This window comes from Propionispira arboris (assembly GCF_900109225.1).
Classification (GTDB): domain Bacteria; phylum Bacillota; class Negativicutes; order Selenomonadales; family Selenomonadaceae; genus Propionispira; species Propionispira arboris.
Window position 1 is genome coordinate 75,697 of record NZ_FNZK01000019.1, and the last position, 19,656, is coordinate 95,352.

Genomic DNA, 19,656 nt, shown 5'->3' on the forward strand with positions numbered 1-19,656 from the left:
CCTCCCTTAACTTAAGGATCTATCAATATGAACGTAACCACCATCTACAAATACCCACTGAGCCGTGGTATGTGATGAAAGAGGTGACAGCAGAAAAACTGCCATATCCGCAATTTCTTCAATCGATGTAAAACGATGTTCAAAGGGAATTTTGTCCGCAATAATCTTTTTTCTTGCATTAGGATCATCAAATGATTGAATCCATTTTGTATAGAGTGGAGTCCAACATTCACTGACTACAATCGCATTGCTTCGTACATGATCTTTTGCCAAAGCAGCGGCCCACTCCCGTGTCAGTCCCAAAATCGCCCCTTTTGCTGCCGCATAGGCGCTGGTTTTCCCCTGTCCCGTAAGAGCTGTCTTGGAAGAAATATTTAAAATAGCTCCCCGGCTGTCTTTAAGATGCCGCACAGCCGAATGAACAAGTGCATAATAATGTGTCAAATTTCCATGAAGGCTCTTTTCGAACTCCTGCCAAGAAGTTGTTTCTAAATCTTTATTGTCGTTCGCCCCAGCATTATTGACGATACCATAAATCGACCCCCAGCGCTTTACCACTGCCTCGACGATCGGTTGAATTTTATCCGTTTCATTCAAATCAACTTGAATAAATTCATAATGTTTTGTCAGGGCTTCCAGCTTTTCTTTGAATTCCGGTAAGATTTCCGACCGTGAAAGAACAATAGGAATCGCTCCTTCTCTGGCCAGAGCAAGTGTAATACCGCTCCCTATACCTTTTCCACCACCTGTTACAAAAATGACCTTTTCTTGTAATTGTAAATCCATATCATTTAACCTCCATCTAAAATATATTAAACCGTTGTAGCGAGTCGCCAAATAGAAAAATCATTTTGTCGGTTGATCTCTGCTTTGGTAAGGGTGCCATTGCTTACCGCCACAATAAAATCTAAAATCTCTTCACCCACTTCTTGCAGGTTCTTTGTCCCTTCTATTACAGTCCCTGCATTCAAATCTATGGAATCATTCATCGTCTGAAATACCGCTGAATTTGATGCTAATTTTATTGTCGGTGTAATGGCACTTCCCGTTGGGGTTCCAAGTCCTGTGGTGAACACGCAAATATTACAACCACCAGCCACCATACCACTTAGCTGCTCTATGTCATTACCCGGTGTATTCATAAAAGTAAGACCTTTATCGGTTATCTGTTTGGCGTATCCTTTCACTGCCACAACAGGTTGATTACCAGCTTTATAGATACAACCCAATGATTTTTCCTCTATGCTGCTCAGACCGCCTTCAATATTTCCCGGGCTGGGATTGGCACCACGCATATCGGCATGCGATTTTATTATGCTGTCTTCAAAACCCTTAATCGTTTGCAGAATCGCATCTTTTACTGTGCTATTTACCGCTCTGCTCGCGAGAATGTGTTCCGCACCGATTAGTTCTGTTGTTTCAGCCAAAATTACACTGCCGCCGTGCTGAATCACCATATCGGAAGCTTTACCAAGACTTGGGTTTGCACTAAGACCTGAAAAACTATCACTGCCGCCGCACTCCGTACCCAAGACTACATCTGACAAATCCCCTTCGCTTTTTTCCATTTTCATTGCTTCGGCCAGCATTTTTTTGACAATTTGTATTCCTTTTTCAATGCTTTTTCCAACCCCGCCCACTTCCTGAATCGTAAAGTACTCTACATTTTTATAAGGTGCTCTTTCTTTGATTTTCTCTGCAACAGTCTTTGCCGGAACCCCCTCGCAACCAAGCCCGACCACTAAAACACTATATACATTCGGGTTAGCTCCCGTTCCTACCAGGACACCTTGTGTTTGTCTTGCATCATAATTCAATTCACTGCATCCATGCTGGTGCGTAACATAAACCACGTTCGTTTCGTCATTTTTGATTCCATCACTATAGGTTATAGTATTGGCTATACTTTCAACCACTTTATTGGCACAATGTACACTAGGAATCACTAGAATTTGATTTCTAAAGCCAAAACTTCCATCACTTCGTCTATATCCCCTAAGCTTGTATATTTTATCATTTTGTGCAATCGCGGATTGTCCATACACCTTCTGTTTAATATCTCTTACACTACTGTCCGTATCACCTCTACCGCGTTCACTTTCAATATTATGTATATGTACCCATTCCCCAGCTTTTATATCGCAGCTTGCAATGCCGATGTGCGCAGCATATTTTATAATGGGCTCACCTTTTTTTATCGCCAGCGTTGCAAACTTATGGCCTTTACGAATATCTTGAAGAACAGTTACGCCAAGAGCAACATCATTTTTTTTGAGAATTTCTAATGCGGTTGCCACATTATCCATTTCACTCACGTGAATTGCATTCATTTGACTATCTCCTCTCTTTTGTTCGTATATACTTACTTAGTTTGTATATACTTACTTTTACCATTATAGTAGCAAATCAAATATGAGTTGTCAAGAATTTAATGAAAATTCAATTAATACTTTACGTAAAAAATATCGCACAACAGTTGGCTGTATAAATACAGTCCGCTGTTGTGCGATATTTTTATCTAAACACTTTAAAATATTTCGTTTTAATTTAATCAGAAAACATATTTGCTTTCATCGGCAGTAACAAAAGTTCTTTTTCAATCAGTTCAGCATGAAGTTTTAAAACAGACAAAATTTGCTGGATTTTTTCCGGCGTAGAACGAAATATAGGAAGACTAACACTAATAGATGCCAGAACCTGATCTGCTATTTTGATTGGAACCGCCAGACACTCTATATCAATATTCGTTTCACCTCTTTCGTGAGCATATCCAGCATTTCTTACTGCCGCAAGCTGCAAAAACAGTGTTTCTAAATCTGATGTAGTTCTTACCGTATATTTTATAAATTCACTTGGATAAAGTTCCATAATCTTCTCATTGCTTAATCCGCTGAGAAGACATTTTCCGAGAGCGGTTGCATAAGCAGCAATCGTCTTGCCAGCAGACGACTCGATCCGTATGGCCTGATTCGGTTCCGTCTTTTCTACATAAAGTACGTCTCCTCCGTCTAATATGCCAAGCTGGCATATTTCATCACAAGCCACCATAATATCTCTCATATGCGGCTTAAGAATATTTAAATAATTCAACGAATGTACATAAGCATAACCTAGTTTAAAACAATTTTTGCCAATTGCAATTCGTGAACCAAAATTTTGGAGAAATCCTTCGTGTAAAAGCGTCATAACTATGGGATGCAATGTACCTTTGGCAATGTCGGTACGCCTTGAAATTTCAGCAAATGTAATTCCATCGACACTGTTATATACAGCGTCAAAAATCTGCAGGACTCTAAGAGTTGGATTGTGTAATGTAATTTTATTCATACTCATATTATAGCGAATTAATTATTTATTGTAAAGTTTGCAACAGCAACAACGCTTCAACCAGGACACTTTATACAGCAACTTCAGCAAAATTAATACTTTAACTTTACACAAGAATAATTTTCTTCACCTATGCAAGTGCCGGATAGGTAAACAACAAAAAATGGGTTAAATTTAAACAAAAATGTGCCAATATACTAGCCTCAATGCGATTGGTTTTCTGATAAATCCATCCATATCCCAAGCCTGCAAAAGTACCCCATATACTATAGCTAATTCCCCCTGCATAGTGAGCAAAGCCAAAAAGCAGCGACGCAATGATAACAGCCATGACATGTCCCCACCGAAAATCCTTAAAAACAGCAACAAGGTTTTTCTGAATAAACCCACGGAAAAATCCCTCTTCAGCCGTACATACAAGCAATAAATTTGTTATCAGCCAAATAGGTAAACTCTCTGGCAGCTTCGGATCAAAACGAATCTTATCGGCAATAAGGGCAAAAAATACAAGAAGTATAATAAGCAATCCTATTTTAGGAAGAGTTTGTTTTAACATAGCAAGCCATTCTTTTTTATGAAACAGTAACCGTTGCGTTAAGCCCAAAATAAGTAACCCAACTACCGTTTTATCAAAATTAATATAGAGTGTAAAAGGAACAGCTTCTTTACTAATATATATATCAGATAAAACTTTCAAATTACAAAAATAAGGGATTTTATGTGCACCGAGACCGTAAGCCAGAAAACAGACTATAAGTCCAGCAAAAGCACGTTTTGAACACCTATATTGGCTTTCTGTATATTGCACAGCATAAGTGAATAAAATAATGACAAAAATAGCATACACTTCAATTTGACCACTCATCAAACCAAAAATACATGCCATGCCAAAAACAATACTCCATGCTGGAATTCTAAGTTTGCACGGAAACCATAATAATAAAACTGCTATATAGAGAAGACTATAGCACACAATAGTTGTCCACGATATCATATCTGTCAACATCATAAATTTAGTTCCATTTCCTTTATCCCTTTTTAACTCTTCATATTTAACAAATGCATTGCAGCCGCATTCTGTTTTATTCGTATTTAATAAATAACAACATTTAATTTAACAAAAAAAGAATGATTGAACTAATATTATACCTCAGTTCAATCATCCTGTAAAAGTCTCCCCAGATTAAGCATTTCCAAGTTTTAATGAATAAAAGCTTCCAAACACTATATAATCTTTTTGTATCGATTTGTTTTTTTCATAATTAAAAACTTTACATAATCCCTCATATTTTTTCGAGTTTTAGGATTATTTTTATACAAAAAATAGGTACCATACTAATTTCTTAGTGCGACAACCCAAATCAGATTGCATGCAACCGAGTCAGTAATTTTTTTACGACCTGCGGGTCTGTTAGGCCTGTTTTTTTATCTACCATTGCCGTATAAATATGCGGAATAACTATTTCTGCCCCATTTTCTAAACAGGTTTTTACAACCGATTCTACTGAATCCAACGTAATTCCACCAGTTGGTTCAAAGATTTTAATACCCGCTGCCACTGACGCTTTTACCATAGCTGCCACTTCATCTAAATGTTTGTCTCCCCCTATCGGATAAAATTTAACCGACTTTATATGACTTTCCTGAAATAAAGCCGCAACAGCTTCGCAGGATATAAATTCCTTGAAGTTTTTACTGATCGGACCTGTCAGCATAGATACTTTCCCGGGTATTCCACCAGGCTGCACCAAAGCATTCACAAGTGTAGCTTCACTATGCACTGCTTTTAATGCAGATATAGTATAGCCGGCTGCTGGGAATACTTGATTTACATGTGCCGGTTTTGTTTTGGTTGCGACTGCGACTACTTTTTCCCATTGCGTCGGGTCGCCTGCACCCAGTCCAACTGAAACAGGAATTTTTAGATTTTGTAATTTATTTACTTCATTCACTGCTATATCTATACTAGAAAAATTTTTTACCAGTACACCAATATATATATTCCCTTCTGCAGCTTCTACAAGTTCTTTTGCATTCTCAATATTGGCTGCCAGTACATTTATTTTTATTATCCTATTCATCTTTTAATGTCTCCTCACATCATTTTTCAGCAATTATTTTTTTAATTTTTTCAACAATTATTTTTTCCTGTCCCTCAAAAAGAGGTCTGGGATCAATATAAATCTTTCCTTGAGTAAGAAAATAATCTCTAGTATAAATTACAGGATCACCTATTTTTAAATTTTGAGCAATTTGCGTCGCATTCAGTCCTAAAAGATTTTCGTTGATAGTCAATTCGGCACGATAAATTTCCCTGCCAGCTTCATCTTGGACAATACGTCCTTCCAACCCCGAAATCCCCTTTAAATCATCTAGCAGTAATTGCATTCTTTCTCTTTGTTCAGCTCCATTTTCCATCTGTTTTCCATAGCGTTCCAATGCCGTCAGTAATCCTATAATACCTTCCTTACCAATTTTCATAGGTCGCCCAATACCACCATACTGCATGCGACAGGCTTTACACAAATCAGCTCTACCGCAGATCAAACCAGAAGTAGGTCCTTCAAGAGCCTTACCGCCGCTATAAATAACTAAATCTGCACCAAGCTTTCTATACTTGTTCATATCCTCTTCCGCTGCAGCATCAATCAACAACGGCAAATGGTGTTTGTGGGCAATATCAATCATTACTTTAATCGACTGCATCCCCTTTTGTACAGCGTGATGTGATTTAATATAGAACAAGGCTGCTGTTTTTTCTGTAATGGCTTCTTCAATATGTGCTGCTTCGACCAGATTGGCACAGCCAACTTCGATTGGTTTTCCTCCGCCGATCCGTATCATCTGTGTGACAGAAGCACCAAAGTTCACCGCATGACCTTTTTGCAATATAATTTCATTTCTCATGCCTTCACTATTAGGTAAGGCTTCGATTTTGGTCAAATTGCATCCGGCAATAACAGCTGCCGTGCTGATAGCAATTCCCGCTGAAGCACCACAGGTTGGACAGCCGTCTTCTGCTCCCGTTGCCTTCGCTATATATTTTCCCGCCACTACCAGCAAATCAGCAATTTCTACATAGTCCCTGGCTGCTTTCCCCATCGCCTCAGCGACTTCATAATCCACCGCACTCGCACCAAGCACAGTCATCTTACCGCATCCGTTGATCACCTGTTTTAATCCAAATTTTTGAAAAATATTCATCATTTACAAATACCGCTACCTTTCATTTTCTTTTAAACAAAACGATTGTTATATAAATCAAAACTCAAAGAATCCCTAACAACGATGCAATTATTGAAAATATAACTACTGTAAGTAAAATTCTGCTATAATAAGGGCCTTTTTCTGTAAGATACCAATATATTCCATAAACGGCACATAACGGTAATAATCCAGGAACAATCATATTTAAAATATCCTGAAAAACAATCGTTGTTCCCTCAGCCATGGTTAATACAAACGGAGTTGTAATTTTTACATAGCTTGCGGATAGAGCTCCCATCATAATTAACCCAATAACATTCGCAGTAAAAATAATTGACTTCATTTTTCCGCCTTTTAGCATACTTAATATAGATTTTTTTCCTAAATTATAACCATTATGGATAAGCACATAACTAATCGTGATTGTAACTGCCGGATATACAATAAGTGGTAATATCCCGCCTAAAAAAGATCCCTGCTTTGCAAATGGTAAAAATATAGCAATTACAATCGGCATAAGCGCTGCCCAGATAATAGCGTCTCCCATTCCAGCGATAGGGCCCATCAATCCGGTTTTTATGCCGGTAATAGCGCTGTCAGAAGGTTTTTTTGCATATTCTTCTTCCATGGCAATTGTAATCCCTTGAATCACCGACCCCAATGTTGCTTCTGTATTAAAAAAAATCAAATGCCGCTTGAGGGCCTCACTCAAATCTTTTTTTGTTGTATAAAGCTTTTTTAAAATAGGAATCATGGATGCACAAAACGCTAAGCTTTGTAAACGTTCATAAGAATTTGATAGTTCTGCCCCCATATAATAAATCAACATTGACTTTGTAATATCATGTTTCGTAATAACTTCTTGATCATTTATTTTTTCAGACATTAGATTCACTATCCTTTCCAAACATAAACACTCTCAATAGTAACGCTAGACAAGTACCAAATATTGCAGCTGCCATAACATCTATTTTTAAATAAATAACGGCAAAATACCCTACAACAAAAAATGGAATCAATTCTTTTTTCCCAATTACTTTTATGGTAATTGCAAAGCCAAGTGCTGGTAAAATTCCGCCCATTATTTCAAAGGAATGTAAGACCCACTGTGGTAATAACATTAATAAATTTTGAATAACACTTTCACCTAAATAATTAATTGCGAAAACAATTGGAAAGCGAATTAAAAATCCCAGGAGTGCCGGATATAAAAAAGCTGCTTTCATAATTCCTGCTGTATTTGCATCTTCAGCATAACGATCTGCCATATGCACAAAAACAGCATTAATAGTTCTTCTTAATTGATCTACAAAAACACCAAGAACACCAAATGGTATTGCTAAAGCAATAGCAACTTCTGGTGACATATTTGCCAAAACACCTAAAGGAATCGCAATACATCCGGCCAAAGCCGGATCACTTGGGACATTTCCTCCCGGAGTTGAGGTTACTCCTAAATAAACCAATTGAAGACCAGCACCGATCTGCATTGATAAAACCATGTTCCCTGTTATAATGCCCACAAATACCCCTATAACCACCGGCTGCAACAGCATACTTGAAAAAGTATATCCAAACCTTAAGCGAGAAAACCAATAATACACACCCATTGAAATTGAAATAAGTAAAATGCTCATGATTTTATCCCCTTTTCATTATCATTGTCTATATTTTTTTAAAATATTTTCTACACTCTGAGGCAAATCTTCAGGAATCGTTTGAAAAATTACTTTTACACCTACTTGTATAAAATATTTTAATACCTCTACATCCTTATCATCTAATGTTATATTTTGAAAAACTACTTTTCGGTTTGGTGCCCCACCAAGCCCACCAATTTGGATTGTTTCTGTTTTTATACCAGCTTCATATACTGATTTCATATTTGCCAATCCCGAAGTCAATAGCAATACTCTTTTACTCCCAAAACTATCTTTTTTGTATTCTGTTATCCCCTCTTGTTCCGTATAACAAACAACGTCCAGCCCCACCGGCGCTGACATCAGGCAAACTTCTTTTAAAAACTCATCACTGGCAAATTCATTATCTATAACAACAATTTTTTCTGCCCTTGATTGATTTACCCACTTTGTCATGACTTGTCCATGAATCAATCTACTGTCTACTCTGCATAATACAATTTCCGCCATTTTTAATCCTCATTTTTCTTTTTATTTATATTTGCAATTACTTCTCTAACTACATCTTTACAAGAATGATTTCCTATTTTTAGTAACGCTTCAATCGAATACGTACCATTATTCATGATTTCTGAGCAAGCTTCTAATAAAAGTGGAGCATTTAGCCCTGAGATTACTTGAACTCCCAACTCTTGTCCTAATTTAGCAGCTACATTCGTTGTTGTTCCACCAAATAAATCCGTTATGATCAATGTGTTTTGCGGAAATATTTTTAATTTTTCTTTTACAAGATTAAAATATTCAGAAAAAGTATACTGTGGTAATAATGGTATTTCTTCTACACAATCAATATTTCCAATGATCATTTTTAAACTTTCTACTAGTTCTTTTCCCCATCCGCCATGAGTAAGTAGTAAGATTTTTGCTTTTTCCATTTTTTACCTCCATTTTGTAGTATAATTCTTTATTGACAACAAAATTGTAGCATGCTACAATTTTGTTGTCAATAAAGAATTGCAAATATTGCAAATATATTATTTTTTTAAACTTCACCGTTTTAAAATCACCTATACACCTGGAAAATTAAATAATGCTTGATATAAAAATAGCATGATTCTTCCGTTTTTAGTATACTTAAATGATAAAAAAACACACAACGAATACTCATACCATAAAAATCATAGAGCATCGTAGCTGTCAGAATAAACTCATTTTCGCATCAATTTTTAGATTTTTTTTAAACAAGTACTTTCTTTTACTGCGCAAAATCATAGAAATAATCCCGAATGTAAATAGTCTGAGATAATTGGACAATGCATTTATTTTGTACTATGCTATGACTATAATATATATAAGGAGCGTAAGATGAACAACGATAAACAGACTTTTTCCATCTTATCACGAATTAATGAAATGAGTTCCCAATTCACAAAAACAGATTGGAAAATATACAAATTTATAAAAAATAATTTGAAAAAATTTAGTTCTTTAACTGCCTCTGTGATTGCAAAAGAAATAGATATATCCGATGCTAGTATTATTCGTTTTTCACAAAAAGTAGGGTTTAGCGGATTTTATGAACTTCGTTATATGATTCAAAAAGAATTAGAACCAAATATCTCAGAGCATCCCAATATTTTATCATCATCGCTTTTTAACGATAACAAAACACTATTAGAAAGACTATATGCACAAATAAACCCTATTGACATCGTCTGCTTGAAAAACAACATGTTAGAATCCCAACATCTTTTTATTTTAGGTATCCAATCCCATCAACATCTTGTATCTATTATTGCTCAAAAATTTTTATCAATTGGTATATTATTGCAAACCATTACAACTTTTGAAGCTCTAGAAATACATACCAATTTAAGTACACAAAAGGATCTTTGTATAGTCATTGACGCTTCAAATCAGTCAACAAAAATAAATAAAAAGCTCAAACAATTAAAAAGCAACCATGTTTATATGGTTGCTATAACTGATGCACCTTACGAGAATAAACCATTTTCTTGGGATCAAGAATTTGTTCTTCCTAAAAAAACAGATTTAAAGTCTAACTATAGTATTTCAAATGAAATTACAATTTTAACCTTATTTGATATTCTCTTTGACAATTTTTTAGACAATAAAAAATTCATTAAAATGTTAGACAGAAACCTGTTGAGTTCTTTTTAAAACGATTATAAGTATACTGTTTTAGCAGGTGTATTGATTAACCAATAATATCCAGACAAACTAGACAAAACAACTCCACGGCGAGCCTTATATAGATTGCCTATTACTTTGGCAAAAACATGATATAAATTAGTAACTAGCTGAATACTCTTACCTTCATAATCCGTAAATTCAACGACTCTATATCTATGAATAGAACGTTTTTGTTTTGTTCCAACTTGACACGCATAATCGCTTTCGAGGATGGTTTGTACAAAAATTTCAAATACCAGTTAACCTAATTCTATCTGAGTAACGGACTCGTGGAAACTTTTTATAACAAGAAATAGATGAACAAATTTTTCATAACATTGATGATAGAAAGATCTTCTAAGTTGAAAAAGAATGTAGTAAACTGAAAATCGAGCATGAGTGATAACCTCTTTCGGTTAATGTGGGGTATCTTTAATTATAAATGAGTTATTCACTTTATGCTCTCTTTTTATGCAAAAAAATATGTTGGAATAAGCAATTTGTTTTTTGCTTATTCCAACATTTAGTATATAACCATTTTTCATCAAGCTACGCTAGAAGGACTATCTTCGCAATATCTCCTATATTGCACTTCAATAAAAAGCCTCTATTTTTGAAACAACTTTCTTATTTCTGGCAAAACACTTCAATTCCCTTAAGTGCAAATGCTTTCAAATCTTCTATCAAGTCTTCTTCACTATAACGGACAGGCAGTAATTTTATAACTTCTGTATTGTTTCTACGTACCAAAAAAGTCAATGCAAAAGGTGCCATTGTACTCAAAATACAACTGTAAAGCTTCGGATTATTTTTAGATAAGCCTGTGTATTCACTGAAAATTTTCACCACAACATTGAATTTTGGAATCGCATTTTCCGATAAGATTTTCGCAATAAATGGAGAAGGATTCATCAATTCTCTGGCCCAAACCTTGATTTGCCAACATTCTTTTTTCCATACATTCAAAATGAATGTATCTAAAAACTGCACCAGCTTTTCTTTTGCCGATATGTTTTTTTCTTCTATTTCCTGCAAATCCTTAATATTCAACAGGTATCGGTGAACCTCTTCCAAAACAGCCACATAGAGGCCCTCATGACTTCCAAAATGATAGTTAATGGCTGCACTATTTGCTTTAGCCCTTTCACAAATATTTTTACTTGTTGTCTTTTCATAGCCTTGTTCTGCGATCAACTTTCCTGCTACATCGATGAGGAGTGCCTTTGTTGCATTCCCATCCCCTCGCAGCATATTATTTTTTACATGTTTAATTTTCTTCATGAAATCCACCTTTTCTTGCATTATTCACACTAATTTATTACGGAACAACCATCCTGCCAAAGGCAAGGTCAGTACAGCGACTACAAGCATCGGCAAGAAATTGAACGCAATTTCCACGGTTGTACAGCCTTCCAAATAAATCCGGCGAATCGACTCAAGCGCAAAACGCAGCGGATCGGCATAGGTCAGTATTTGTAGAATATACGGCATATTGTGCACCGGAGTTGCCAGCCCAGATAATAATACCATAGGCAGCAATAAAACAAAACTATAAACCATGACCTGCTGCATACTAGATGATATTGCCGAAATAGAAAGACCTATACCTGTACAACTCAGGGTAAATATAATCAATGTTAAATAAAGAGGAAATATTGACCCTGCCATCGGTATTTTAAACCAAAACCGGCAAATCAGCAAGACGATTGTTGCTTGTGTCAATCCCACGATAAGAGGTGGCACTGCTTTTCCAATGAGAATTTCTGCCGGAGAAAGTGGCGTAACAAGCAATTGATCAAATGTTCCTTGTTCTCTTTCTCGGGCAACAGACAAGCCTGATAAAAGCAAAACCTGAATCAGACTCAAGAGTCCCATTAAGCCCGGCAAAAAATTCCAACGCGTAATGAGATTTGGATTATACCAAGTAACGGTTTCCAGTCGTATCGCATCGAGATTTCCACCCCAGCTTCGATTAAAATCATCCACAATACGATTTAAATATCCGCTGGCAACCGATGCCGTCATTGTATTGCGGCCATCTGTAATAACCTGAATATTTCCCCTTTCGCCTTCTTCTAAATGACTTGCAAAATCAGGTTCAATATGGATCACCATCAAAGCCTTTCCCGAGTCAATGACATTTGCAATCTCATTAGCATTTAGCAATGTTTCAACCCGGTAAAAAACCTTCGTCCCATCCAATTTTGCTAAAAAATCCACGGACGCCCGACTATGACTTTGATCTACGCAGGCATAAGGCACTTGCTCTAAATTGTACGTAGCTGCATACCCAAACAAAATACTCTGAACAATTACAGGTACAATTAAAATGGCCCGTGTCGATGGGTCTTTTAATGTCGATAACATTTCTTTTTGACACATCCATTTGATTCTCCATAAAAATGCATATATATACTCCATATCAGCCAACCTTCTTTTTCGTTACTTTTAATGCGATTCCCAAAAAAAAGATAGCATACAATGTCAGTACCCCACAATTTTTTATAATCATTGTCCAGTTATTTCCTGCTAAAAACAGCGATTTCAATAAGTCCAAATAATACGTTGAGGGCAAAACTCCCCCAATACGGGCAATCCATTCCGGCACACAACGCAAATCATATAAAAATCCTGTGAGCATCAATGCGGGCAAAAAGCTTACGATAAGGGATACCTGACACGCCAAAAACTGGCTTTTTGTTATCGCAGAAATAACGAGACCCAAGCCTAGTGCTGTAAATAAATACAATACAGAGGCAAAAATAATAATCCATATGGAGCCATGTATCGGAACTTCATACAAAAATTTTGCTGTGAACAAACAAAGACCAAAGCCCAGCATAGCAATACAAAAATAGGGTATTATCTTTGCAAGCAAAAGCTCCAGTAACTTTACAGGCGTTACAAATAGCGATTCCAGTGTTCCCCGTTCCCATTCACGTGCCATAACAAGAGCCGTAAGAAATACACCCACAATTGTCATAATGAGCATCATAAGCCCGGGAACAAAATACCATGTACTGGTATTTGCATCATTAAACCACATACGATTTTCAATAACAACTCGCCCTTTTTGCGGAAAAACAGATTTCGACAAAGCTATGTTTTTTTGCCGTACACTACCTTCTATATAGCTTTGCACAGCCATCGCCGTTGTAGAGTCTACACCATACAAAATCAATTGCAGGGAACTTTGCCTTTTCTGCAGTTTCTCTGAGAAATCAGGTGGAACCTGTAAAATAGCATCAACCTCTCTTTTTTTCAACAACTGTTTTGCTTCATTCATTGAATACACATACCATGGCGAAAAATACTCTGAACCATTAAGAAAATCCAATGCGTGCTGCGCTGTTGGGGAAGTATCCTCCATCACTACAGCCATCGGCACCTTCTTCACATCCAAAGAGATACCATAGCCAATGAGTAAAATCAATACGACAGGCAAAATTGCTCCAATTAAAATGCTGCTGCTGTCTCGACAAATTTGCAAAAATTCTTTATAGATCAAGGCCTTTAATCGACGGCAAAATCCATCAGCAACTTTATCTATCATACTTTTCACCTAGCCTTTTTCGTTCACGTGCATTTTCAATAATTTTTATAAAGACTTCATTCATACCGGCTTCTTTTGTGCCAACCTTTTCTCTGATTTCCTGCGGAGCTCCAATAGCTAAAAGCTTCCCCTGATCCTGTATCATAATTCGATCACAGTACTCAGCTTCTTCCATAAAATGTGTCGTAATAATAATTGTTGTTCCTTTTGCGGCAAGAACTGTAATCTGTCGCCAAAAATCTCGTCTGGCAAGTGGATCGATTCCACTTGTAGGCTCATCAAGAAATAAAATTTTGGGTTCATGCAAAAGTGCTACCGCCATGGAAAGCCTTTGCTTAAAGCCGCCAGGAAGCTCACCTGCAGCCTTATCTTCCTGCCCGTTGAGCTGGAATTCTTCTAAAACTTCTTCCATCCTTCGTTTCAGTCTTTTCGAAGCCATTCCATATGCTCCGCCATAAAACAACAAATTTTCCCGCACACTCAGGTTCCCATATAAGGAAAATTTTTGTGCAACATAACCAATATTTGCTCTTGCTTGTGTTCTTGCCGTACGCAAATCCACTCCTGCAACACGCAGAAATCCACTGGTTATTGGCAGCAAACCGCAAAGCATACGAAAAGTAGTTGTCTTTCCTGCTCCATTTGGACCCAAGAGGCCAAACACCTCTCCCGCATGTACTTGAAAAGAAGTATTAGCAACCGCTGTAAAATCACCAAATTTACGAACTAAATCACGAACTTCAATATCCACCTTTTCTGACAGACTATATTCTCCTGAAAAAAATATTTTATTTTTTTTCGATAAAGAATTTTTTTCATGCTTTCTTTTATCCTGATGAAGTAAGATCATAAACCCATCTTCCAGTCGTTCCTCCACTGGTTCTGCGTTCAATTCAGGCCTCGGTTTTTCTTTCTCGTTCTGCTGGATAAACCGCACAGCTCCACCTTCTGGAACGGCATCCACCACATGTTCTTTATCATCAAGCAGCATCGTCTGTAATATGCGGGTTGGCATATTAGCTTTTGGCCAGGCTTTATAACAGCGGCCTTTGGCAATAGAGCACAAATCCGCTGGAGTTCCTCGTTTCAATAAACGGCCAGCATTCATAACCAGAACTTCCTGGCAAAGAGCAGCCTCTTCCATATAAGCTGTACTAACAAAAACACTCAGTGCCTCTTCTTTTACTAATTGCTGCAGAATTTCCCAAAGCTCTCGCCGCGAAAGAGGATCGACACCAACAGTTGGTTCATCCAATAATAAAAGCTCCGGTGATCGCACGAGTGTGCAAGCCAGCCCTAGTTTTTGCTTCATCCCACCTGACAGCTTTCCTGCCTGACGTTCCGTAAAATTTTTCAACCCTGTCATTTCCAAAAGATGTGAAAATCTCTCTTCTCTTACATTTTTGTCAATGCCATGCAAGTCTGCATAAAGGTTCATATTTTCCTGGATAGTCAAATCTTCATAAAGACCAAATCTTTGCGGCATATAGCTGATACGATTCTGTATGTTTTGCTCATTTCCTTGTGTTTTCATTCCAAGCACCAACAGCTGTCCTGCCGATGGTTCCATCAGCCCTGCAATCAATCGCATAAGTGTAGTTTTGCCAGCACCATCCGGCCCAATCAAAGCCGTAAGTGTTCCCTTCAGGACAGAAAAATCCACCTCATGTAAAGCTGTTATTTTTCGTGTAGATCGATGTATTGGAAACTCTTTTGTCAGGTGCTCCGCAAGTATAATCTTTGCATCCGTCATAAAACCCCATCCTCATTTTTTTAAAGTTTTACTTTTACTGTTGCAGGCATCCCCATGCGCAATAAATTTTCCGTATCTTCCACATAAACCCGAATCTCATACAAAAGAGATGTTCTAAGTTCATCGGTTTGCACTGTTTTAGGCGTAAATTCTGCTGTTGATGAAATATAGCCTATTTGTCCGTCAATTGCTTTGTCATGATAAGTATCGATAAAAACTTCTGCTTTCTGTCCTTCATATATTTTCCCCAAGTCTGTTTCTTTTATATATGCTCTGACCCATTTTTTATTATTTAGCACTAATTTAAAAACAGGCTGTTGTGGTGAACCCATATCACCAACTTCTAAAAGACGCGAACGCACCACGCCATCCGATGGAGCCCGCAATTCAGTTTGCGCCAGAATATAGGACTGACGGGAAAGCTCCTCTTTCAATGCTTTTAATTGTGCTTCTGCCTCTGCAATATCTTCATCTCTCGCACCAGCCAAAGCAAGATTATATGCCTCACCAGCTTCCTTTTTTTTAGCAACTGCTACATTTGCCTTGGCTTGTACATCTTCCAGGTCCTGCTGGCTCACCGAACGTCCAGATGAACTTTCAAATGCATTTTGCTTGCGCGAAAGCTCTTGTGCAGCATACGCCTGATCCGCCTTTGCCGCCTCTAATTTCGCCGCATATTGGGCAATTTCTTCCGGTCGTGTTCCATTTTTCAAACGTAATACAACATTTTCTTGGGCTTCAATCTGTGAAGTCACCTGCTGTATTTTTAATGATACTTCCTCTGGGTCAAGCTTTGCTAATAGCTGACCTTTTTTTACAGAATCCCCCTCTTCGACAAAAATATCGGTAATCCGATCACTTCCCCTGAAGGCAAGCGCCACTTCACGAACATCTACATTTCCAGATAAGCATAATTCACTGGCCGCTTTTGCTGCTTGGTTTTTTTCTTTTTGATAATAAAAAAAAGTGCCTATACTTACAAGCAAAACAAGAAAAACGATAAAAACAGTTTTCTTTTTTCTTTGAACCAAATTAATAAAATTTATATTTTCTTTCATTTTACTGTTTCCTCACTTTTTCTGCATTTTTAATATTACTATTGTTAATCTCATCGTTTTCCAAAGGCGACCAACCGCCTCCCATAGCTTTAAAAAGCTGCACCAGATCCGTGAGTTCCTGCCCTTTACTCACTACATAATCATTCTGCAGTTTAAGTAAATTACGCTGTGCATCTAAAACATCATGGTAATCAGTTAAACCATTTTCGTAGCTGTTTTGCGCAAGTTCCAATGCATCTTTGGCAGATTTTGTGCCTTTTTGCAACGCCTCTTTTCTTTCTCTTTCCTGTGAAAGCCCGGTCAATGAATTTCGCACTTCCGCAACAGCTTGTAACACTGTATTTTCATAATCTGCAAAATACTCTTTTTCCTTCTCTGTCTGTACATCAATATTTCTATGAATAGCACCCGCATGAAATATTGGCAAACTAATTTGAGGGCCAATACTAAAGCCTTTACTTCCTATAGAAATCAAAGATCCGCTATTTTCCGACTCCCAGCCCAATGACCCAAACAGGGAAAATTTCGGTTTTAAATCTCCCTTTGCCGCTTTCGTTTTAGCAAGCTGCGCTGCTAGTTTTCTTTCCGCAGCATGTATATCAGGCCTTTGCCTAAGCGAATCGGCGGGTATAGCCGCATAAAGCTGCGGGTTGATATCTGGTAGTCCTGAATTTTTCTGCAACGTTGCCTGCAAGCTTCCTGGCAACGAACCAGTTAAAATAGCTAATCGGTTCATCGTTTCCGAAATACTCGTTTTCAACTCGGGAATTTCTGCCTGCATCTGCTGTAAGGTATAGCTTGCCTGCGTCGATGGCAAGTCACTTATCAAACCTGCATCGCGTTTTGCTTGCAGCAATTCTATGGATTTTTCCTGAGATTTAACCTGTTCTTTTACAATCTCCAATCGTTCCTGCAGCGCTCTAAGCGAAATATAATTCATAGCAACCTCAGAAGAAAGCGTGACCCAATTAGCATAAAGCGATGCATGTTCTGCCTGCAAGCTTGCTGATGCAGCACGGACATTCTCTCTTTGCCGGCCAAAAACATCAATTTCCCAAGAGGCATCCATTCCCAGCTTATAATCTGTGTGAAACCCTCGCAACCCTGTATATGGTGAATTTTCTGAAGTATCTGTTCTCGTCCAGCTTCCATTCGCATCCAACCAGGGCAACAGCGTCGCTTTACTGATTCCCAAAGCGGCTCGGGCCTCATTGACACGTGCGCGGGCCGATAGCAGATCTTTGTTTTGTTGCAATGACAAGGTAATCAGCCGCGTTAATGTATCATCCTGCATGACGCTCCACCAATTCGCCAAAATTTCTGGTGACAAAGCAGCTTTTTCATCTTGCTCAAAATAAGGTTCTGGATATTTCAACGCTAAATCTGTCCAAGATTCCTTGGTCAAACCTTCATATTTTGCGTCAGCAGTACTTTCTGCGGCATAGCCTATACTATTAAAAAGTACAGAAACCAATATTACCAAAGCAGCTCCAACCAATTGTTCAGGTAGTTTTCTCATCTTTATATTCACGCCTTTCTCTTCGTTCAAGGCACAAAACGCAATGAAAAACTTGTGCCTAAACGCATTGTTTTTTTATAATATAATGACTTATTTGCTTTGCCTGCTTCCTTGTTTAAGGCGTTAAATATTATTTTCAACCTTCACCTTCTGTAAAATATATTTCTTTCTTGCATTATATCAAATTCAAATTTTAATTTCAAGTTAATATTTGAAATTTCATTTAACACGATATAATGTGATTCTTTTTGTCAACCTATAGACTCAAATCTGTTAAAGTATATACAAATAAATGCATTATCAGCTGACCTTGGCTGATAACCTTTCATACGAATAACCTCTATTTTTAGACGTAAAAAAGGCTCCGCACCAGCCACGCGAAGCCTAGGATTTTACTGGCAGAGAGAGTGGGATTCGAACCCATGGTACCTTGCGTTACGCTTGAATACCTGTCATCTTCCCTTTATTATTTCTTTATAGTCGCTGGTTTATAGTCCGTATACTTTTTGCATTTCTTTTCTATAATACCAATATTGTCAAAATATTTTTTCATAGTATCTTGTATTTCAAAAAAGTGATCCTTGGCACCATTGCCATTTAGCATGGATTTTCTATGCCCGTCCTGTTCAATAACAAATTTCCATTTTCCGTTCTCGTCTTTTTCTAAATCGCCACCACAATGACAGATAGGACACTCAATGATAAACCCTGCTTCATTCCAAAGCGGCTCCCCCAATGATAAAACATTGGAATGACAGTTCGGACACCAGCCCAATTTTTCATCGCCAAGAAAAGTCACATTTTCATAATTTTTAATACCTATTACTAAGTTCTCGCCCACGTGGGCAGCTCTATTAAGTAGATCCTCATCAAGCAAAACCTGCCCTGGTCTTGGCGCACGGTTTACCATTACTTGATCCACTACTTTAATATCTTGTGATAGTAAGGTTATATTCACACTTTCTAAAGTCAGCGACATCCAGCTATGAGTTGACCCCCCATTGCCTATAATCGCACCAACACGATGACGGAAAAATGCCTGATTGCCTACTTGCTTATGAAAGTTTGGTTCATAAGCCAAAAAACGATCCGTAAAGACACGATAAATCCCAGCCGACATAAAAGAATATGCCGGAACGGTCACCAAAATTCCGTCCGCTGCCAGCCATTCCTTCATAATCAAGTCCATATCGTCTTTATTTTTATACACACATTCCGGTGCTTCGCCCTTTTGCGTAAACTTTACGGTGCAAGATTCACAGCCTGAACAGGGTTTTATCGTGTAATCATGCAGATTAATCATTTTTACCTCTGCTCCGAGTTCCTCGGCTCTCATCAGCGCGGCTTTTGTTAAAATTTCACCATTACCATTTTTTCTGCCTGCAATAACTGCCAATATTTTCATA

The 19,656-nt window shown here is 37.6% G+C and carries 18 protein-coding genes; 1 reads left to right on the top strand and 17 read right to left on the bottom strand.

Annotated elements, in window-relative coordinates; genetic code table 11:
* Positions 1-6: 6 nt before the first annotated feature.
* From BMY14_RS16455 to BMY14_RS16500, 10 genes are all read right to left on the bottom strand, one after another.
* Positions 7-786, bottom strand: a complete 780-nt coding sequence (locus BMY14_RS16455) for an SDR family oxidoreductase (protein ID WP_091834219.1) — start codon at positions 784-786, stop codon at positions 7-9.
* A gap of 26 nt (positions 787-812) precedes the next feature.
* Positions 813-2,330 (bottom strand): UxaA family hydrolase, encoded by a 1,518-nt coding sequence (locus BMY14_RS16460; protein ID WP_091834221.1) that lies wholly within the window; start codon positions 2,328-2,330, stop codon positions 813-815.
* Between the two features lie 217 nt (positions 2,331-2,547).
* Positions 2,548-3,333 (bottom strand): IclR family transcriptional regulator, encoded by a 786-nt coding sequence (locus BMY14_RS16465; protein WP_218144924.1) that lies wholly within the window; start codon positions 3,331-3,333, stop codon positions 2,548-2,550.
* A 124-nt stretch (positions 3,334-3,457) separates the two neighbouring features.
* Positions 3,458-4,213, bottom strand: coding sequence for a CPBP family intramembrane glutamic endopeptidase (locus tag BMY14_RS16470; RefSeq protein WP_177177634.1), 756 nt, complete (start codon positions 4,211-4,213; stop codon positions 3,458-3,460).
* A 475-nt stretch (positions 4,214-4,688) separates the two neighbouring features.
* On the bottom strand, positions 4,689-5,408 hold the full coding sequence (locus tag BMY14_RS16475; RefSeq protein ID WP_091834230.1) for a KDGP aldolase: 720 nt from the start codon (positions 5,406-5,408) through the stop codon (positions 4,689-4,691).
* Positions 5,409-5,427: 19 nt separating this feature from the next.
* Positions 5,428-6,534, bottom strand: coding sequence for a DgaE family pyridoxal phosphate-dependent ammonia lyase (locus BMY14_RS16480; protein ID WP_245741456.1), 1,107 nt, complete (start codon positions 6,532-6,534; stop codon positions 5,428-5,430).
* 61 nt (positions 6,535-6,595) lie between these two features.
* A complete protein-coding gene (locus BMY14_RS16485) occupies positions 6,596-7,420 on the bottom strand; it encodes a PTS system mannose/fructose/sorbose family transporter subunit IID (RefSeq protein ID WP_091834233.1) in 825 nt (274 codons plus the stop codon).
* A complete protein-coding gene (locus tag BMY14_RS16490; RefSeq protein ID WP_091834236.1) occupies positions 7,413-8,171 on the bottom strand; it encodes a PTS mannose/fructose/sorbose/N-acetylgalactosamine transporter subunit IIC in 759 nt (252 codons plus the stop codon). The genes BMY14_RS16485 and BMY14_RS16490 overlap by 8 nt, the downstream gene beginning before the upstream one ends.
* 21 nt (positions 8,172-8,192) lie before the next feature.
* The gene (locus BMY14_RS16495) at positions 8,193-8,684 is read right to left on the bottom strand and encodes a PTS sugar transporter subunit IIB (protein WP_091834239.1); all 492 of its coding nucleotides are present in this window, start codon (positions 8,682-8,684) and stop codon (positions 8,193-8,195) included.
* A 2-nt stretch (positions 8,685-8,686) separates the two neighbouring features.
* Positions 8,687-9,109 (bottom strand): PTS sugar transporter subunit IIA, encoded by a 423-nt coding sequence (locus BMY14_RS16500; RefSeq protein WP_091834242.1) that lies wholly within the window; start codon positions 9,107-9,109, stop codon positions 8,687-8,689.
* Positions 9,110-9,539: 430 nt separating this feature from the next.
* On the opposite strand from BMY14_RS16500, the gene BMY14_RS16505 reads away from it, so the two are divergent.
* Positions 9,540-10,355 (top strand): MurR/RpiR family transcriptional regulator, encoded by an 816-nt coding sequence (locus BMY14_RS16505; protein ID WP_091834245.1) that lies wholly within the window; start codon positions 9,540-9,542, stop codon positions 10,353-10,355.
* Positions 10,356-10,994: 639 nt separating this feature from the next.
* Here the strand turns inward: BMY14_RS16505 and BMY14_RS16510 are convergent.
* From BMY14_RS16510 to BMY14_RS16540, 7 genes are all read right to left on the bottom strand, one after another.
* Positions 10,995-11,648 (bottom strand): TetR/AcrR family transcriptional regulator, encoded by a 654-nt coding sequence (locus BMY14_RS16510; RefSeq protein ID WP_091834247.1) that lies wholly within the window; start codon positions 11,646-11,648, stop codon positions 10,995-10,997.
* A gap of 24 nt (positions 11,649-11,672) precedes the next feature.
* Positions 11,673-12,749 carry an ABC transporter permease gene (locus BMY14_RS16515; protein WP_245741457.1) on the bottom strand — a complete coding sequence of 359 codons (1,077 nt, stop codon included), beginning with the start codon at positions 12,747-12,749 and terminating at the stop codon, positions 11,673-11,675.
* Positions 12,750-12,789: 40 nt separating this feature from the next.
* Positions 12,790-13,920, bottom strand: a complete 1,131-nt coding sequence (locus tag BMY14_RS16520; RefSeq protein WP_091834253.1) for an ABC transporter permease — start codon at positions 13,918-13,920, stop codon at positions 12,790-12,792.
* Positions 13,910-15,673: an ATP-binding cassette domain-containing protein gene (locus BMY14_RS16525; protein WP_091834256.1), complete on the bottom strand. Its 1,764-nt coding sequence runs from the start codon at positions 15,671-15,673 to the stop codon at positions 13,910-13,912. Before BMY14_RS16525 ends, BMY14_RS16520 begins: the two co-directional genes overlap by 11 nt.
* A 20-nt stretch (positions 15,674-15,693) precedes the next feature.
* On the bottom strand, positions 15,694-16,731 hold the full coding sequence (locus BMY14_RS16530; protein WP_091834259.1) for an HlyD family secretion protein: 1,038 nt from the start codon (positions 16,729-16,731) through the stop codon (positions 15,694-15,696).
* Position 16,732: 1 nt separating this feature from the next.
* Positions 16,733-18,250 carry an efflux transporter outer membrane subunit gene (locus BMY14_RS16535; RefSeq protein WP_091834261.1) on the bottom strand — a complete coding sequence of 506 codons (1,518 nt, stop codon included), beginning with the start codon at positions 18,248-18,250 and terminating at the stop codon, positions 16,733-16,735.
* A 466-nt stretch (positions 18,251-18,716) separates the two neighbouring features.
* The gene (locus BMY14_RS16540) at positions 18,717-19,655 is read right to left on the bottom strand and encodes a flavodoxin family protein (protein ID WP_177177635.1); all 939 of its coding nucleotides are present in this window, start codon (positions 19,653-19,655) and stop codon (positions 18,717-18,719) included.
* Position 19,656: the final 1 nt, after the last annotated feature.

Coding starts and splice junctions, on each gene's coding strand:
- BMY14_RS16455 (WP_091834219.1), bottom strand. CDS start 786: ATGGATTTACAATTACAAGAAAAGGTCATTTTTGTAACAGGTGGTGGA.
- BMY14_RS16460 (WP_091834221.1), bottom strand. CDS start 2,330: ATGAATGCAATTCACGTGAGTGAAATGGATAATGTGGCAACCGCATTA.
- BMY14_RS16465 (WP_218144924.1), bottom strand. CDS start 3,333: ATGAGTATGAATAAAATTACATTACACAATCCAACTCTTAGAGTCCTG.
- BMY14_RS16470 (WP_177177634.1), bottom strand. CDS start 4,213: ATGGCATGTATTTTTGGTTTGATGAGTGGTCAAATTGAAGTGTATGCT.
- BMY14_RS16475 (WP_091834230.1), bottom strand. CDS start 5,408: ATGAATAGGATAATAAAAATAAATGTACTGGCAGCCAATATTGAGAAT.
- BMY14_RS16480 (WP_245741456.1), bottom strand. CDS start 6,534: ATGATGAATATTTTTCAAAAATTTGGATTAAAACAGGTGATCAACGGA.
- BMY14_RS16485 (WP_091834233.1), bottom strand. CDS start 7,420: ATGTCTGAAAAAATAAATGATCAAGAAGTTATTACGAAACATGATATT.
- BMY14_RS16490 (WP_091834236.1), bottom strand. CDS start 8,171: ATGAGCATTTTACTTATTTCAATTTCAATGGGTGTGTATTATTGGTTT.
- BMY14_RS16495 (WP_091834239.1), bottom strand. CDS start 8,684: ATGGCGGAAATTGTATTATGCAGAGTAGACAGTAGATTGATTCATGGA.
- BMY14_RS16500 (WP_091834242.1), bottom strand. CDS start 9,109: ATGGAAAAAGCAAAAATCTTACTACTTACTCATGGCGGATGGGGAAAA.
- BMY14_RS16505 (WP_091834245.1), top strand. CDS start 9,540: ATGAACAACGATAAACAGACTTTTTCCATCTTATCACGAATTAATGAA.
- BMY14_RS16510 (WP_091834247.1), bottom strand. CDS start 11,648: ATGAAGAAAATTAAACATGTAAAAAATAATATGCTGCGAGGGGATGGG.
- BMY14_RS16515 (WP_245741457.1), bottom strand. CDS start 12,749: ATGTGTCAAAAAGAAATGTTATCGACATTAAAAGACCCATCGACACGG.
- BMY14_RS16520 (WP_091834253.1), bottom strand. CDS start 13,920: ATGATAGATAAAGTTGCTGATGGATTTTGCCGTCGATTAAAGGCCTTG.
- BMY14_RS16525 (WP_091834256.1), bottom strand. CDS start 15,673: ATGACGGATGCAAAGATTATACTTGCGGAGCACCTGACAAAAGAGTTT.
- BMY14_RS16530 (WP_091834259.1), bottom strand. CDS start 16,731: ATGAAAGAAAATATAAATTTTATTAATTTGGTTCAAAGAAAAAAGAAA.
- BMY14_RS16535 (WP_091834261.1), bottom strand. CDS start 18,250: ATGAGAAAACTACCTGAACAATTGGTTGGAGCTGCTTTGGTAATATTG.
- BMY14_RS16540 (WP_177177635.1), bottom strand. CDS start 19,655: ATGAAAATATTGGCAGTTATTGCAGGCAGAAAAAATGGTAATGGTGAA.